We start from the raw sequence: 13222 nt of genomic DNA on the forward strand, positions 1-13222 counted from the left end.
CCACGATTAGATACAACACTCAGTTAGTAACGTCGGAATCTTCATTCTCAGAATGACCCTTTCTCCAGCCCGCTGCAAATTCAGACGGTGTCTGATAATTCAGCGTGGAGTGCGGGCGGCATTCGTTATAATCCTGCCGCCAGTCATTAATAATTTTCCTGGCATGAACGATATCGCTGAACCAGTGCTCATTCAAACATTCATCGCGAAATCGTCCGTTAAAGCTCTCAATAAATCCGTTCTGCGTTGGCTTGCCCGGCTGGATTAAGCGCAACTCAACACCATGCTCAAAGGCCCATTGATCCAGTGCACGGCAAGTGAACTCCGGCCCCTGGTCAGTTCTTATCGTCGCCGGATAGCCTCGAAACAGTGCAATGCTGTCCAGAATACGCGTGACCTGAACGCCTGAAATCCCAAAGGCAACAGTGACCGTCAGGCATTCCTTTGTGAAATCATCGACGCAGGTAAGACACTTGATCCTGCGACCGGTGGAAAGTGCGTCCATGACGAAATCCATCGACCAGGTCAGATTGGGCGCCGCCGGACGGAGCAGCGGCAGACGTTCTGTTGCCAGCCCTTTACGACGTCTTCTGCGTTTTACGCCCAGGCCACTGAGGTGATAAAGCCGGTACACGCGCTTATGATTAACATGAAGCCCTTCACGGCGCAGCAACTGCCAAATACGACGGTAGCCAAAACGCCTGCGCTCCAGTGCCAGCTCAGTGATGCGCCCTGATAAATGCGCATCAGCAGCCGGACGGTGAGCCTCATAGCGGCAAGTCGACAGGGATAAACCTGTAAGCCTGCAGGCACGACGTTGCGACAGACCGGTCGCATCACACATCAACATCACGGCTTCCCGCTTCTGGTCTGTCGTCAGTACTTTCGCCCCAGAGCCACCTGAAGCGCCTCTTTATCCAGCATGGCTTCGGCAAGCAGCTTCTTGAGTCTGGCGTTCTCTTCCTCAAGCGACTTCAGGCGCTTAACTTCAGGCACCTCCATACCGCCATACTTCTTACGCCAGGTGTAAAACGTGGCATCGGAAATGGCATGCTTGCGGCAGAGTTCACGGGCGGGTACCCCAGCTTCGGCTTCGCGGAGAATACTGATGATCTGTTCGTCGGAAAAACGCTTCTTCATGGGGATGTCCTCATGTGGCTTATGAAGACATTACTAACATCGGGGTGTACTAATCAACGGGGAGCAGGTCAGGTTCTGATCGGGAGCGGAATCAACCGCATTACGCTCGCGGGACGGAAATGCTGTCAGGCGCGCGGGTCCGGACTGAGGATCGGTGTCGAGAATATTCAACGTGGCGGGGGCGCTGGCTGAAATCAGTCGGGGCGTACTGACAAAGGCCCGGCCCTTTGCATCAAAGTGAATGCCTGCTAAGGGGGCATTCACCGACCCGGAAAACACGGCTGGCATTTGCACGTTTTCAGGTTTATCCCAGCTTACGCCTGAGTAGCTGCGCCAGTGCTCAAGAGGCATCTGATCCGCCGCGCTGGCGCAGCTTGCGAAAGAGAACAATGCCGCCATTGCAATGGCGGGGAAAGTACCGATACGGTAGGACATACATGCTCCGGTGATGTGAGTAAGACGCGGTTTCTTAATGCGGTATCAAAGAATGGAGCGGAACGTTCCGCCTTCGACGCGTACCGCAGCCCCGTTTGATGCCGCGCCGAGTGGGCTTGCCAGTAGCGCGACCATAGCGGCTATCTCGTCAGCCTCGATCATTCGCGCGATCAGGGAACTGGGGCGGTAGGTCTGGAAGAAATGCGCTTCAATCTGCTGGTCTGTCATGCCAGGTTCAGGCGCTGTCTGGCGCAGGTAATCAATGATTCCGTCAGAGCGGGTTGCCGATGGCAGTACGCTGTTGACCGTTACGCCGGTACCCTTCGTCAGCTCTGCCATTCCTCGCGATACGGCGAGTTGAGCTGATTTACTGACGCCGTAATGCACCATGTCTGGCGGAGTGAAAGCGCCAACTTCGCTGGACATAAAAATCACCCGGCCCCAGTTGCGTGCTAGCATGCGTGGGAAGTAATGCCGTGAAAGACGAACACCTGACATCACGTTAATGTTGAACATGCGTAGCCATTCCTCGTCGGTGATATCAGCGAAAGGGGTGGCTTCATAAAAACCCAGGTTATTGATAAGAATATCGGTATCCGTACAGGCCTTAATCAGCGCTTCTGCACCTTCAGCGTTAGCCAGATCGGCGACAATGGCTGATACCCGGGCCTGGGGAGCTGCCTGAGCAATTTTCGCTACCGCATTGTGCAGTTTTTCCCGATCGCGTCCGGTAATCGTGACGGCAACACCTTCGCGCGCAAGAGTACTGGCGATAGCCAGCCCAATGCCTGCGGTGGCCCCTGTAACAAGTGCTGTCTTACCGTTGAGTTGAAGATCCATCGTTTTTGCCTTTTGGTAACATGTGCGGCTACTTTACTCATCGCTCAAACGGAGATAAATTAGCTAAAATGAAAAACATTTGTTCCTGAAAGAGCAAAATGAGCAGAAAATTCGATTATCTCGGCGATGTTGAGGTCTTCATTACTGTTGTTGAACATGGCTCCTTTACCGCTGCAGCGGTCGCCCTTTCAACCACGCCCTCAGTGTTGAGTCGTGCGGTCTCCCGTCTTGAAGTGCGTCTTGGACGACAGCTATTGCAACGCACCACACGTCGTGTGGGGCTAACGGAAGCCGGACGGATTTATCTTGAGCAGGCGCGTTCTGCTTTTTCCCTGCTTGATGACGCCGAACGCGATGGCCGGGGGCAGGAGGGGGATCTGACTGGCCGGGTACGGATCAGCGTCCCGACCACCTATGGGCATTATTGTCTGCCGCCCTTGCTGGCCCGCTTTTCCCAACAGTTTCCGCGCGTTCAGGTGGAGCTGAACATTACCAATCGCAATGTCGACCTGATCGCTGAGGGATTCGACCTGGCTATTCGCCTGGGTCAAATGCCTGACAGTGGATTCGTCGCGCGTAAATTGCAGGATGCGGCACTGCTGTTGGTTGCTTCACCCGCTTACCTTCATCGCATGGGAATGCCGCAGACGCTCGATGAACTGCGGCAGCATATGTGCCTGCCTTTTATTATGCCGCGTACCGGCCGTATTGCGCCCTGGGTATTTCGCGTGGATGAGCGGGATGTTGACTGGCAGCCAGATTCAACCATCGAGATTTCAGATGATGTCCTTGGCGTGGTTTCGCTGGCTGAACATGGAATAGGGGTCTGTCAGAGCTACGAATTCATTGTCCGCGAGAAGATACAGCGCGGCCAGTTAGTTGAGATACTTCCGCAACTTCGTGGACGATCGCGACCTTTCTCGCTCATCTACGCGCCCCATCGACGCCAGTCAGCAGCCACACGGGCCATGATTGATCTTCTGGCGTCAGAACAATGACATGAACATCATACGTCATGAATAAGAGTCTAACCTTAACCCGCTTCCAGCATCCCAAAACTCACAATCCGCGCCCGGCCCAGCTCTTTCGCCCGGTATAAGGCGACATCCGCGGCGCGCAGCAGGTTGTCGCTCTGGGCATGCTCTGGATAGCTGGCAATACCAATCGAGACATCCACCGGCCCAATCTCTGAGAGGCCGTAACGAAGCGACAGCTCACGCACACCGTCATAAATCTTCTGCGCACAGGCATGCGCTTCTGCTTCTCCGGCGCCGGGAAGCAGTACCAGAAATTCCTCCCCCCCGAAGCGAAAGGCCAGCCCGCTGTCATGCCCGGCTCGCTGAACAATCAGCGCCACGCTTTTAATGACCAGGTCTCCGGCCTCATGGCCGAAACGGTCATTAATGCTCTTGAAGTGATCGATGTCGATCATCAGGCAGCTAACCGGTTCATCGTTACGCATGGCTTGTGCCATCTGGGTGTGCAGGGTGTCTTCCAGATGATGGCGATTACGCAGGCCGGTGAGCGGGTCAAACAGGGCTTTTTCCAGTAACGCGTCGCGCAGACGTTGGTTCGCCAGCGCCAGTCCGAGCGCCTCAGCCATCAGTTCAAGATACGGGCGGGAAGGGGCATTGTCCGCGTTGATGTTCTGGAAAGAGAGCAAGCCAATGGCCTCACCCTGGGCGATAAGTGGCACGCACAGCGCGCTGTTCGCCGTCTCTTCCTGCAGGTGATAGCAGGCGATATCTGGCTCACCGTTGACCGGCGGATGGCTCTGACCACGACGCACGGCCCAGCACTCGTCAGGGTGGAACATCGTCTCGTCACCCACCGGCGCAAGCCATTGCGCGACGCAGCGCATCTGCCACGGATCCCGGTCGAGAACGTAGAGTCGGCCAGGGATCCCCGGTGCAATATTGGGCGCAAACAACTCCGCCACGTTAATCACATCGTTTACGTTCTCACATCCCTGCAGCCTCTGGGTCATGCGCGCCAGCAGCTCGCGGATGGCCCAGTCGGCATCGCGCTCTTTTTCCAGACGCTGGCGCGCAAGGCCGTTTTCACGGAAGATGCGGATGGCCTGCGCCATATCGCCGATCTCATCAATCTGGTTGAAGTTGGGCGTTTCCACCGCGTAGTCCTGTGATGCCAGGCGGTGCACCACGTCGCTCAGGCGCACGACCGGACGCAGCACGCGGCGTTTTAATATAAAGCCAAGCACAAACAGGAACAGCAGGGCGGTGAGGCCAACCATCAACTCAGAGGTCGTTCGCAGCGCTTTCGATTTTTTTGTCGCCTCCCGTACGGACGTGATCACACGTTTGTCGAGTATCTGGCGAAAGTGATCGATCTGGTTCTGGGCGCGCTCAAGCTCTTGCTCATAAGAGGCACCATAGAGCAGGGCGATGGCCTGAGCGTCTTCACCCCGCGCCGTGTTCGCCAGGGCCATTTGCTGTTCGTCCTGCAGCTCATCAACAATCTTTAAGCCTTCATGCAGCAGGGCAAGCTCGTCATCCGATGCGCCAGCGTCCTGCAGTTTTTCCAGCTTCAGCTCGATGTGCTTCAGGCTATTCTCTGACTGGTTATACTCTTTGAGGATTTGAGGATCTTTTTTGACGACGTACAGGCGCGCTAAATCGGACTGTACCCAGGCATCAGTTTCAATATTTTCCGTCAGCTCATCAAAACGTTGACGCTGTTCAATGGCCTGACGTTCCGCGGTGTCGGCGCCGGAAGCCAGCAGCATGATAATGCCGGACGCAATGGTCAGGCAGACCGTGGCACCATAGGCCCAGTTAGTAATTGTCGCGATTCGCACCTGGTGATCCTTTTACAACATGAAGAGGATGGCGTTCTTCAGATTATAGAAAACGGCTGATTTATGGCGAAAAAAAGGCGGCACAGTGCCGCCTGGTGGGGTCTATATCGTCACATCCTTACAAATCTGGAGGGTTTTTTCCCTCTTCAATGAAATCGGCATCCAGCTCTTCAGCATTTCCTTCGTGGTCGCGGCCGGAGAAGAGGTTCCAGCAGGCGATAAACAGCGCGGCAATCAGCGGCCCAATGACAAAGCCATTAATGCCGTACAGCTCCATGCCGCCGAGGGTGGAGATCAGTATCAGATAGTCCGGCATTTTGGTGTCTTTACCCACCAGCAGCGGTCGCAGGATGTTGTCCACCAGTCCGACGACAATCACAAAGAAGCCGACAATGAACAGCCCCTGCCAGATCTGGTGCGTGGCGAACAGGAAGATGGCGGCAGGGACCCAGACAATCGCCGAACCGATGGCAGGTACCAGCGAGAGGAAAGCCATCAGCGCGCCCCAGAGGACGCTCCCGTCGAGGCCCACAATGGCAAACGCAATCCCGCCGAGTATGCCCTGGACCACCGCCACCGCCGCCGTGCCTTTTACCGTGGCACGCGATACGCCGACAAATTTAGCGAACAGGTGTTGTTTGGCGAAATCAGACAGGGGCAGGGAGTCGAGGATCTGGCGCACCAGATACGGTCCGTCTTTCAGCAGGAAGAACAGCAGATAAAGCATGATGCCGAAGCTAATCGCAAAGCCAAACGTACCTTTGCCGATCAGAAACGCGCTACCCGCCAGATACTGCCCGCCCTGCAGCGCAACATCGGAGAGTTTTTTCTGGATCTGCGCCGCGTTGTTCAGGTTGTGATCCGCGAGGAAGCCGCTGGCCCAGTCCGGCAGGTGGTTAAAGATGCTCGCCACCACTTCCGGGAACTGCGTGTTGTTCTCCTGAAGCTTCGTGTACACCATGTTCAGCTCAATGGCGAGTGAGGAGAGGATCACCATCAGCGGAATAAAGACGATCAGGCAGATAATGCCGATGGTCAGCAGCGAGGCCAGCCCGTTGCGATCCCCCAGCGCGGTGCGCAGCTTGTTTTTTACCGGGTTAAAAATAACGGTCAGAATAGCGGCCCACAGTATTGCGGAGAAGTAGGGCGACAGCACGTCGAAGAAGGCCCAGGTCACAAGGGCGAGGATGAAAATAAAGAAACCTTTGGTCAGTCCGTTAAAGCGCATCAGTCATTCCTGGTTACTAAGAAACTGTTCGACTATAGAACTGATTGTGAGAATTACCAACCTTTGCGCCTTACCTGTCCTGTGGACAGTGTTGCGGTATGAATCCACTCTTCACGGATCCCACTTTCGACTGACCGAAGATCGTCTCTTCCCGCACCATGATGTACATATCAGCTTGCGGAGGTGCTTATGGCCTGGCGTCCTTTTCTCTATGTCATCCTGACATCCCACCCCAGACTCAGTGCGCGGCGCGCTCGTTTGCGTCTGGTCATCTAGCTTTTTATTAACAATCGCGGTATAACACCTTCTTTGGATGTTTAGATGTCCATACGTATAGAAGGTAATATGCAAACACAACAAGAAAATGGGCAGCTGAAGCGCACCATGAAAACACGCCACCTGATTATGCTCTCGCTGGGCGGCGTGATTGGGACTGGGTTATTTTTTAATACGGGCTATATCATTTCCACGACCGGGGCGGCGGGCACGCTGCTGGCATACCTGATTGGCGCGCTGGTGGTCTGGCTGGTGATGCAGTGTCTTGGTGAACTTTCCGTGGCGATGCCGGAAACCGGCGCGTTCCACGTTTATGCCGCCCGTTATCTTGGTCCGGCGACGGGCTACACCGTGGCGTGGCTCTACTGGCTCACCTGGACGGTGGCGCTCGGGTCGAGCTTTACCGCCGCCGGGTTCTGCATGCAGTACTGGTTCCCGCAGGTGCCCGTCTGGACGTGGTGCGTGGTCTTCTGCGTGGTGATTTTTGGCCTTAACGTCATCTCCACGCGCTTCTTTGCTGAAGGCGAATTCTGGTTCTCGCTGGTGAAAGTTATCACCATCATCGCCTTTATTATCCTCGGCGGGGCGGCGGTCTTTGGCTTTATCCCGATGCAGGACGGTTCTCCTGCGCCGGGGTTAAGCAACATTACCGCTGAGGGCTGGTTCCCGCACGGTGGCCTGCCGATCCTGATGACCATGGTGGCGGTGAACTTTGCCTTCTCCGGCACCGAACTTATTGGTATCGCGGCGGGCGAAACCCAAAATCCGCACAAGGTCATTCCGGTCGCAATCCGCACCACCATCGCGCGGCTGATTATCTTCTTTATCGGCACCGTGTTTGTACTGGCGGCGCTGATCCCGATGCAGCAGGCGGGCGTGGAAAAGAGCCCGTTCGTGCTGGTGTTTGAGAAGGTCGGTATTCCTTACGCGGCAGATATCTTTAACTTCGTGATCCTGACGGCGATCCTCTCGGCGGCCAACTCCGGGTTGTATGCCTCCGGGCGCATGCTGTGGTCGCTCTCTAACGAAAAAACGTTGCCGCGCTGCTTTGCCCGGGTGAACAAAAATGGCGTGCCGTTGACGGCGCTTTCGGTTTCCATGCTCGGTGGCGTGCTGGCGCTGTTCTCAAGCGTTATCGCCCCGGACACGGTGTTTGTCGCGCTCTCGGCCATTTCCGGCTTTGCGGTGGTGGCGGTCTGGATCAGCATCTGCGCGTCGCACTTCGTTTTCCGTCGCCGACATCTGCAGTCCTGCCAGCCGCTCTCTGCGTTGCAGTATCGTGCGCCGTGGTACCCGCTGGTGCCGGTACTCGGTTTTATTCTCTGCGTGGTTGCCTGTGTCGGCCTGTGGTTTGACCCGAGCCAGCGTATTGCCCTTTATTGCGGGCTTCCGTTTGTCGCCCTGTGTTATGGTGCGTACTACCTGACCCGAAATATGACATCGCAGGAGCCTGAACATGTCGCAGAATAATCCGCTTACCGCCCTTCTCGAAAAACAGCCGTTTGTGGTGCTGGATGGGGCGATGGCAACGGAGCTGGAAGCGCGCGGGTGTAACCTTGCAGACAGCCTCTGGTCTGCCAAAGTGCTGGTAGATAACCCGGAACTTATCCGCGAAGTGCATCTTGATTATTACCGCGCAGGGGCGCAGGTGGCGATCACTGCCAGCTACCAGGCCACGCCCGCGGGCTTCGCGGCACGCGGGCTGGACGAGGCACAGTCCCGGGCGTTGATTGGCAAAAGCGTGGAACTGGCGCGTAAGGCGCGCGAAGCGTATCTGGCTGAAAACCCGCACGCAGGTACGCTGCTGGTGGCAGGCTCCGTGGGGCCGTACGGCGCGTATCTGGCGGATGGTTCGGAATATCGCGGCGACTACGTGCGCAGCGCCGAGGCGTTTACCGCCTTCCACCGCCCGCGCGTGGAAGCGCTGCTGGATGCGGGGGCAGACCTGCTGGCCTGCGAAACGCTGCCTTCGTTTGGGGAAATTAAGGCGCTGGCGGCGCTTCTGGCGGAGTATCCTCGCGCCCGGGCGTGGTTCTCGTTTACCCTGCGTGATAGCGAGCACCTGAGCGACGGCACGCCGCTGCGTGAGGTGGTCGACGTGCTGGCAAACTCCCCGCACATTGTCGCGCTGGGCATCAACTGCATCGCCCTGGAAAACACCACCGCGGCGTTGAAACATCTGCAAAGCCTGACGGCGCTGCCGCTGGTGGTCTACCCGAACTCGGGCGAGCACTATGATGCGGTGACCAAAACCTGGCACCACCACGGCGAAGCGTGCGAGACGCTGGCGGGCTATTTGCCACAGTGGCTGGTGGCTGGAGCGAAATTAATCGGTGGATGCTGTCGCACCACACCGAAGGATATTGCTGAGCTAAACGCAAAGCGCTGAGGCTCTCATCCTGATCCTTTTCCACGGGGGTGAGGGATCCTTGCAAATTAATGGCTGCACAGACGGCCCCCTCTCCCTTGAGGGAGAGGGCTGGGGTGAGGGGGAACATACGGCTGTGGTGGTCATTCCGTTCACTTTATGTTCCTTGCTATTCTGTAACGACATGACCGGTGAACGTGCCAGGGTGGCTCAATCGCCACCACCCTGGCGACCCGGGCTCCCGGCGGTAAATCGCCGCTTCGCGGTACCCTCAGCTTATTCCTTCAGGCTATCGGGTCGGGCATGAGCCTGCATCCCTGCAGGCCACGCCCTCTCGGCGCATCCGTGCGCCTCGCCCCGGCCTTACGGAAACGCTTCGGCGATTTACAGCCGGACCAGGGCGCCGCTGTAAGGCATTCATTATTCTGATGCTACATTCATCGCTTCAGGAAAAAATTGCTGGAGATTCCTAAGCCCACAGGGAGAGGGGAAAAAACGAATCGCACAAAACCAACTATCCTTTCCCACTTTTTATCTAAAAACGAATCGTTATGAGCGATGCGTTTTAATTCCTTTATCAAAATTCCCGCGCCGGAAATACTGCCCTCATAACAACAAGGGGAGCAGATACTATGGCAATTTCATCGCGAATCACACTTCTCGGCGCGCTGGCGCTGTGGGCCTTTCAGGCGCAGGCGGTAGACGTCACCGTCGCGTATCAAACCTCTGCGGAACCGGCGAAAGTTGCGCAGGCGGATAACACCTTTGCCAAAGCGAGCGGCGCGAACGTCGACTGGCGCAAGTTCGACAGCGGGGCGTCCGTCGTGCGTGCGTTAGCCTCCGGCGACGTGCAGATCGGCAATATCGGATCCAGCCCGCTGGCGGTCGCGGCCAGCCAGCAGGTGCCGATTGAGGTGTTCCTGCTCGCCTCGCAGCTCGGTAACTCTGAAGCGCTGGTGGTGAAGAAAAACATCACCAAACCGGAAGACCTGATCGGCAAGCGCATCGCCGTGCCGTTTATCTCTACCACCCACTACAGCCTGCTGGCGGCGCTCAAACACTGGGGCATCAAGCCGGGGCAGGTTCAGATTCTTAATCTCCAGCCACCCGCGATAATCGCGGCCTGGCAGCGTGGGGATATTGACGGAGCCTATGTCTGGGCCCCAGCCGTGAACGAGCTGGAAAAAGACGGCACCATGCTGACCGACTCCGAAAAGGTGGGCCAGTGGGGCGCGCCGACGCTCGACGTGTGGGTCGTGCGCAAAGACTTTGCTGAGAAACATCCCGAGGTGGTGAAAGCCTTTGCCAAAAGCGCCCTCGACGCCCAGCAGCCCTATATCAGTAATCCCGATGAATGGCTGGAGCAGCCCGCCAATCTGGAAAAACTCGCCCGACTGAGCGGCGTGCCGGAAGCGGACGTGCCGGGGCTGGTGAAAGGCAATACCTACCTGACCCCTGCGCAGCAGGTGCAGCAGCTGACCGGGCCGGTGAACAAAGCGATTGTCGATACCGCCACCTTCCTGAAAGCGCAGGGCAAAGTGCCCGCGGTAGCGGCGGATTACAGCCAGTACGTCACCGACCGCTTTGTGAAATAAGGAGTCCGCCATGCTGAGCATAACGAACCTGTATGCCGATTACGGCGGCAAACCTGCGCTGGAGGAGATCAACCTGACGCTGGCCAGCGGTGAACTGCTGGTGGTGCTGGGCCCCTCCGGGTGTGGGAAAACCACGCTACTGAATCTGATTGCCGGTTTTGTCCCTTATCAGCGTGGCACCATCCAACTGGAAGGTAAAAAGGTGGAAGGCCCCGGCGCCGAGCGCGGCGTGGTTTTCCAGAATGAAGGTTTGCTCCCCTGGCGCAACGTGCAGGAAAACGTGGCATTTGGGCTAGAGCTTGGGGGGGTGAACCGCGAACAGCGGCTGGAAACGGCACGGCAGATGCTGAAAAAAGTGGGTCTCGAAGGGGCGGAAAAACGCTTTATCTGGCAGCTTTCCGGCGGTCAGCGCCAGCGTGTCGGCATTGCCCGTGCGCTGGCGGCAAACCCGCAGCTGTTGCTGCTGGACGAGCCGTTCGGCGCGCTGGACGCCTTTACCCGCGAGCAGATGCAAACCCTGCTGTTGCGTCTCTGGCATGAGACGGGCAAGCAGGTCCTGTTGATCACCCACGACATCGAAGAAGCGGTGTTTATGGCGACCGAGCTGGTGCTGTTATCGCCGGGGCCGGGGCGCGTGGTGGAACGCTTGCCGCTCGAGTTCGCGCGCCGTTATGTCGCCGGAGAACCCGTGCGCAGCATCAAATCCGATCCGCAGTTTATCGACCAGCGTGAGTACATCCTAAGCCGCGTGTTTGACCAACGGGAGGCTTTCTCATGAGTATCGTCTTCAGTGAAAAAACGCGCCGCACGCGTCAGGCGCTGCGCTGGCCGTTCTCCCGCCAGCTCACGTTGAGCGTCGGGACGCTGCTGGTGTTACTGGCGGTGTGGTGGCTGGTGGCGGCACTGCAGTGGATCAGCCCGCTGTTTCTGCCGCCGCCGGGACAGGTGCTGGCCAAACTTATTGCCATCGCCGGGCCGCAGGGGTTTATGGATGCCACGCTCTGGCAGCATCTGGGCGCAAGCCTGACGCGCATTCTGGTGGCGCTGCTGGCGGCGGTGATGATCGGCATTCCGGTTGGCATCGCGATGGGCTTAAGCCCGACGGTGCGCGGCATCCTCGATCCGCTGATTGAGCTTTACCGCCCGGTGCCGCCGCTGGCCTATCTGCCGCTGATGGTAATTTGGTTTGGCATCGGTGAAACGTCAAAAATCCTGCTGATCTATCTGGCGATTTTCGCCCCGGTTGCGATGTCGGCGCTGGCGGGCGTCAAAAGTGCCCAGCAGGTGCGGATCCGCGCGGCGCAGTCGCTGGGCGCCAGCCGGACACAGGTGCTGCTGTTCGTGATTTTACCGGGCGCGCTGCCGGATATCTTAACCGGGCTGCGCATCGGCCTCGGCGTGGGGTGGTCCACGCTGGTGGCGGCAGAGCTGATCGCCGCCACGCGAGGATTAGGGTTTATGGTGCAATCGGCGGGAGAGTTCCTGGCGACTGACGTGGTGCTGGCTGGGATCGCGGTCATTGCCGCGATCGCCTTCGGATTAGAGCTGGGGCTGCGCGCTCTACAGCGTCGTCTGACGCCCTGGCATGGAGAAATACAATGAGTGAACGTCTGACCATTACCCCGCTGGGGCCGTATATTGGCGCGCAGGTGTCGGGCCTGGATGTAACCCGTCCGCTGAGCGATAACCAGTTCGAGCAGCTGTATCACGCGGTGCTGCGCCATCAGGTGGTGTTCCTGCGCGAGCAGGCGATCACCCCGCAGCAGCAGCGCGCGCTGGCGCTACGCTTTGGCGATCTGCATATCCATCCGGTCTATCCGCATGCGGAAGGGGTGGAGGAGATTATCGTCCTGGATACCCATAACGATAATCCGCCGGATAATGACAACTGGCACACCGATGTGACCTTTATCGAGACGCCGCCCGCAGGGGCGATCCTCGCGGCAAAATTGCTGCCGGAGACCGGAGGCGATACGCTGTGGGCGAGCGGCATTGCGGCTTTCGAGGCGCTGTCCGCACCGTTCCGGACGCTGCTGAGTGGTCTGCGGGCGGAGCACGATTTCAAAAAATCGTTCCAGGAATACAAGTACCGTAAAAGCGAAGAGGAGCATCAGCGCTGGCTGGATGCGGTTGCAAAACATCCTCCGCTGCTGCACCCGGTGGTGCGTACCCATCCGGTCACGGGCAAGCAGGCGTTATTCGTGAACGAAGGGTTTACCACGCGCATTGTGGACGTGACGGAAAAAGAGAGCGAGGCGCTGCTACGCTTCCTGTTTGCGCATATCACCAAACCGGAGTTTCAGGTGCGCTGGCGCTGGCAGGAGAACGATCTCGCGATCTGGGATAACCGCGTGACGCAGCACTATGCCAATGCGGATTATCTGCCGCAGCGTCGGATTATGCAGCGGGCGACGATTTTGGGGGATAAGCCGTTTTATCGCCCTTGATCCTGTAGTATCTGTAGGTCGGGTAAGGCGTAGCCGCCACCCGGCAATTGTGCACCGTTTTTGCCGGGTGGCGCT

General features: G+C 57.7%; 11 protein-coding genes and 1 pseudogene. 7 read left to right on the forward strand and 5 right to left on the reverse strand.

The window, feature by feature from the left end:
* Positions 1 to 19 precede the first annotated feature (19 nt).
* From AAER43_RS04570 to AAER43_RS04580, 3 genes and pseudogenes are all read right to left on the reverse strand, one after another.
* Positions 20 to 1140, reverse strand: a protein-coding gene (locus AAER43_RS04570) for an IS3-like element ISSen4 family transposase (protein ID WP_087451024.1) whose coding sequence is annotated in 2 segments (ribosomal slippage) — positions 20 to 882 and positions 882 to 1140 — 1122 coding nt in all. Because the reading frame shifts where the segments join, the coding sequence is not laid out codon by codon here.
* A gap of 69 nt (positions 1141 to 1209) precedes the next feature.
* A pseudogene (locus tag AAER43_RS04575) lies at positions 1210 to 1575 on the reverse strand (hypothetical protein); the annotation flags it as partial.
* Between the two features lie 45 nt (positions 1576 to 1620).
* On the reverse strand, positions 1621 to 2415 hold the full coding sequence (locus AAER43_RS04580; RefSeq protein ID WP_023332201.1) for an SDR family oxidoreductase: 795 nt from the start codon (positions 2413 to 2415) through the stop codon (positions 1621 to 1623).
* Between the two features lie 98 nt (positions 2416 to 2513).
* On the opposite strand from AAER43_RS04580, the gene AAER43_RS04585 reads away from it, so the two are divergent.
* Positions 2514 to 3413: a LysR family transcriptional regulator gene (locus tag AAER43_RS04585; protein ID WP_032637378.1), complete on the forward strand. Its 900-nt coding sequence runs from the start codon at positions 2514 to 2516 to the stop codon at positions 3411 to 3413.
* Between the two features lie 35 nt (positions 3414 to 3448).
* Here AAER43_RS04585 and AAER43_RS04590 read toward each other — a convergent pair whose 3' ends face one another.
* Both AAER43_RS04590 and AAER43_RS04595 read right to left on the reverse strand, forming a co-directional pair.
* Positions 3449 to 5233, reverse strand: coding sequence for a diguanylate cyclase (locus tag AAER43_RS04590; RefSeq protein WP_032637377.1), 1785 nt, complete (start codon positions 5231 to 5233; stop codon positions 3449 to 3451).
* 118 nt (positions 5234 to 5351) lie between these two features.
* Complete coding sequence (locus AAER43_RS04595) at positions 5352 to 6461, reverse strand: AI-2E family transporter (protein WP_032637376.1); 1110 nt, start codon at positions 6459 to 6461, stop codon at positions 5352 to 5354.
* 345 nt (positions 6462 to 6806) lie between these two features.
* Between AAER43_RS04595 and mmuP the strand changes: the two genes are divergently transcribed.
* The 6 genes from mmuP (at position 6807) to tauD (ending at position 13147) form a co-directional block, all read left to right on the forward strand.
* Complete coding sequence (gene mmuP, locus AAER43_RS04600) at positions 6807 to 8207, forward strand: S-methylmethionine permease (RefSeq protein WP_032637375.1); 1401 nt, start codon at positions 6807 to 6809, stop codon at positions 8205 to 8207.
* Positions 8194 to 9126: a homocysteine S-methyltransferase gene (gene mmuM, locus AAER43_RS04605; protein ID WP_057058042.1), complete on the forward strand. Its 933-nt coding sequence runs from the start codon at positions 8194 to 8196 to the stop codon at positions 9124 to 9126. The genes mmuP and mmuM overlap by 14 nt, the downstream gene beginning before the upstream one ends.
* 611 nt (positions 9127 to 9737) lie before the next feature.
* Positions 9738 to 10700: a taurine ABC transporter substrate-binding protein gene (gene tauA / locus AAER43_RS04610; protein ID WP_050862469.1), complete on the forward strand. Its 963-nt coding sequence runs from the start codon at positions 9738 to 9740 to the stop codon at positions 10698 to 10700.
* A 10-nt stretch (positions 10701 to 10710) separates the two neighbouring features.
* Positions 10711 to 11478 (forward strand): taurine ABC transporter ATP-binding subunit, encoded by a 768-nt coding sequence (gene tauB / locus AAER43_RS04615; protein WP_050862468.1) that lies wholly within the window; start codon positions 10711 to 10713, stop codon positions 11476 to 11478.
* Positions 11475 to 12302: a taurine ABC transporter permease TauC gene (gene tauC / locus AAER43_RS04620; RefSeq protein ID WP_050862467.1), complete on the forward strand. Its 828-nt coding sequence runs from the start codon at positions 11475 to 11477 to the stop codon at positions 12300 to 12302. The genes tauB and tauC overlap by 4 nt, the downstream gene beginning before the upstream one ends.
* The gene (gene tauD, locus AAER43_RS04625) at positions 12299 to 13147 is read left to right on the forward strand and encodes a taurine dioxygenase (protein WP_023332207.1); all 849 of its coding nucleotides are present in this window, start codon (positions 12299 to 12301) and stop codon (positions 13145 to 13147) included. The genes tauC and tauD overlap by 4 nt, the downstream gene beginning before the upstream one ends.
* Positions 13148 to 13222 lie beyond the last annotated feature (75 nt).

This window comes from Enterobacter sp. FUJ80071, assembly GCF_038739915.1.
GTDB classification, from domain to species: Bacteria; Pseudomonadota; Gammaproteobacteria; order Enterobacterales; family Enterobacteriaceae; genus Enterobacter; species Enterobacter kobei.

Bases quoted from the DNA above. Each gene is read 5' to 3' on its own strand.
- tauB (WP_050862468.1), top strand. From the start codon at position 10,711: ATGCTGAGCATAACGAACCTGTATGCCGATTACGGCGGCAAACCTGCG.
- mmuP (WP_032637375.1), top strand. From the start codon at position 6,807: ATGCAAACACAACAAGAAAATGGGCAGCTGAAGCGCACCATGAAAACA.
- AAER43_RS04595 (WP_032637376.1), bottom strand. From the start codon at position 6,461: ATGCGCTTTAACGGACTGACCAAAGGTTTCTTTATTTTCATCCTCGCC.
- AAER43_RS04580 (WP_023332201.1), bottom strand. From the start codon at position 2,415: ATGGATCTTCAACTCAACGGTAAGACAGCACTTGTTACAGGGGCCACC.
- mmuM (WP_057058042.1), top strand. From the start codon at position 8,194: ATGTCGCAGAATAATCCGCTTACCGCCCTTCTCGAAAAACAGCCGTTT.
- tauC (WP_050862467.1), top strand. From the start codon at position 11,475: ATGAGTATCGTCTTCAGTGAAAAAACGCGCCGCACGCGTCAGGCGCTG.
- tauD (WP_023332207.1), top strand. From the start codon at position 12,299: ATGAGTGAACGTCTGACCATTACCCCGCTGGGGCCGTATATTGGCGCG.
- AAER43_RS04585 (WP_032637378.1), top strand. From the start codon at position 2,514: ATGAGCAGAAAATTCGATTATCTCGGCGATGTTGAGGTCTTCATTACT.
- tauA (WP_050862469.1), top strand. From the start codon at position 9,738: ATGGCAATTTCATCGCGAATCACACTTCTCGGCGCGCTGGCGCTGTGG.